Source organism: Chitinimonas violaceus, from assembly GCF_052601015.1.
Genome location: NZ_JBQXDJ010000246.1, coordinates 1 through 389, shown reverse-complemented (window position 1 = coordinate 389; position 389 = coordinate 1). Strand labels below are relative to the sequence as shown.

Sequence of the window (389 nt, the reverse complement as noted above, 5' to 3'; positions counted from 1 at the left end):
TTGCCGGCAATCACTGGAACATCATCGGTACCCGTGACGGTGATCGCAACATTGGACGGGGTTCCATCCACACTTGCCACTGCAAAGTTCAGCGTCAACGATTGGCCCGCTCTCAGACCTTGTACTTCCTTGGCCCCATTGTTGAGTACAAACTGCCAATTGCCATCTTTATCCACAGTGAACGTGCCATAGGTACCCTTAACTGATTGCGGCACCATCTCAGCCTGCCCCTGGTCTGCATCGGTAACCGTCAGCTTGCCGTGACTGACCAAGGTAGTGTCTTCAACCACCACCCCCTTATTACTGTCACCCGCTCCTGCACCAATCACCGCAACATCGTTCAGCCCATTGATCGTCACTACGATATTCTGAGTAGCCGTACCGTCCTT

1 protein-coding gene is annotated in these 389 nt (G+C 53.2%); it reads right to left on the bottom strand.

The window, feature by feature from the left end; all coding sequences use genetic code 11:
• A partial coding sequence (locus tag ACUHMQ_RS21150; RefSeq protein ID WP_445297408.1) for a VCBS domain-containing protein occupies positions 1-389 on the bottom strand: 389 nt, incomplete at both ends.